The sequence below is a fragment of the Dyella sp. 01N36 genome, from assembly GCF_056399745.1.
Genome location: NZ_JBFTRY010000322.1, coordinates 1 through 2,266 on the forward strand (window position 1 = coordinate 1; position 2,266 = coordinate 2,266).

At 64.5% G+C, this 2,266-nt stretch carries 1 protein-coding gene; it reads right to left on the bottom strand.

Features of this window, described 5'->3' with window-relative positions; all coding sequences use genetic code 11:
- Nucleotides 1-2,266, bottom strand: a 2,266-nt coding sequence (locus AC1DMG_RS21655; protein ID WP_477181104.1) for a S8 family serine peptidase, incomplete at both ends; no start/stop codon positions are given.

Genomic DNA, 2,266 nt, shown 5'->3' on the forward strand with positions numbered 1-2,266 from the left:
GGCATATGGCGTTATGCGCACACCGCCCCACTGCATCCGGTAGCCGCTTTCGCCATAGGCAATGTCGTAGGTACCGTTGGTATCGCTGGCGACACTTTCCACATCGCTGCCCAGCTCGAGATGGCGACGCATGTCCTCGCGATACGAGCCCATGCCCAGCCGTCCCATCGCATACCACTGGTTCTGTACGAAACCACCGTAAAGCATGCCTTCCACCGCGCGGCTGCGGCCCTGGTCGGCGAATTCGTCGAGGCGTCCCAGATCCTGGCTTTGGCTCACCGCAAAACCCATGACCCCATTGCTGCCCACGCGGCGATCCTGGCCGGCCATCCAGCCGTTAAGGTCATAGCCCACGCTGTTGTAGCCACTGCGATTCATGCTGCCGTAGCTACCCAGCGTCTGCGTCCAGCCGCCGGCGGTATAGACCTCGCCCAGCTGGTCGAAGCGTTGCGATAGCGCACGCGTCCCTGCATCCATCGCATCGAAAGTCATCGCTGCGCTCGCCGCGTGCAKCTGGCCCGACAGTGAATTCAACGACTGCTGCAAGGCAGCGGTCGTTGCGGTTTGCTGCAGGCTTGCTGCGCCATTGATGAACGAGGTCGGCAGCGGATTGCCGGTGACGGTGGTGCCCGAGCTCACCTGCGTGTTGATCTGATTGAACGCGCCATCGATGCGCTGCGCGGCGCCAAACGAGGCCGGCGTATACGTCATGCCCGTCACCGCCGAGGCTTGCACCTGGGCCACGTTCAACCACGCGTCCGTGCTGTTGTAGTTGAGCGTGGCGCTGAGCAATACGCCGGTGGCCACGTCCAATGCGGAGAACGTGCCGGAGATGCCGGCCCTGGCCGTCAGCACGTCCGTATGCGCATTGGCCTGATAGCCCGAATTGATGCCCGTGACGTAAAGATCGCCACCGCTCAGCGTGGCCGCGCCACCGACCCGCAACGCCGAGCCCAGCGATACCGCCAGCCGACTGCCCGCCTGTTGCGCATAGTTGCCGGCCACGTTGACATCGGTACCGGCCACCGCCAGCACGCCGGCATTGGTGACTGATCCGGCTATCGATGGTGTACCGCTCAACACGCCTTGGGCGCCAATGCTCACGCTCGATGCCAACGATGCAGCCACCAGCATGCCGCCCTGCACCTGGGTCAAGCCGGTATAACTGGACGGCTGGGTCAGCGTCAGCGTGCCCGTGCCCTGCTTGATCAGGCCGCCGGCGCCGGAGATGGGATTGTTCCAGCTTGAGCTGCCGCTGAAGCTGACAGTGACGTCGCCCCAGTTGAATTGTTCCGGCCCATTGACCGCCTTGCCCACGTCGAGTTCGCCGTAGCCAAAGGTGGCGTTCGGCTGCGAGCCGCCCAAGGGATCGGCGGTACCGAGCAAGGTCTGGCGCACCAGATCGTTGTTGAAATAGGGGTAGGCCTGCCACACCAGGGCAGCCGCGCCGGAGACTTGCGGCGCCGCCAGCGAGGTGCCTTCGACAATCCAGTAGGTCTCGTTGGCCGTGCTGGTATCGCTCTTGCCGCTCACGATCACATCGCCGGGCGCGGCCAGGCAGTAGTTCATCGCGATGCCGCATCGGTTCGAATAGCTGTCCAATTGAGTGGGGCTGTTGCTGTTGATTGCCACCACGGTGAGCCAGCCCTTCGCCAGATCCGGCGCCAGGCTCGGCAGCGCCGCGATGCTGCTGGGATTGGCCTGCGAATCATTGCCCGCCGCAAACACCACCAGGCCGCCCCAGCTATTGATGAAGGTGTTGTACGCGTCGTGGAAACCCTGGGTGGTGGCGGTGTCGCTGGCGCTCCAGCTGATGCCGCCCCAGGAGTTGTTCATCACCCTGACGCCGTTGGCGATCAGATCGGCATTGACCTGGCCCAGCGGTATCGCATCGGACGAATTCACCGGCGCCGGTGGCGTGGAGCCATTATCGTCGGGCGCGCTGTCGTCGATGATGCGTGCCGACACGATGTTCGCGCCCGGGGCGATGYCGCCGACGAACTGGCCAAAGGGCTTGCCCGCCGCGATCTCGGCCACGTAAGTGCCGTGTCCGTTGACGTCATCGACCTTGAGGTTGTTGGTGGCGGGATTGACGTAGGTGAGTTCCTTGATCACGCGCCCCGCCAAAGCCGGGTGGGTGGAGGTCACGCCGGTATCGACCACGCCGATGGTGACGCCCGCCCCGGTGTAGCCGGCGGCGTGCGCAGCATTGGTGTTGGTGAGCGTCAATTGCGCATCGACCGGCGGTGGCGGCGCGGTGGAGGCC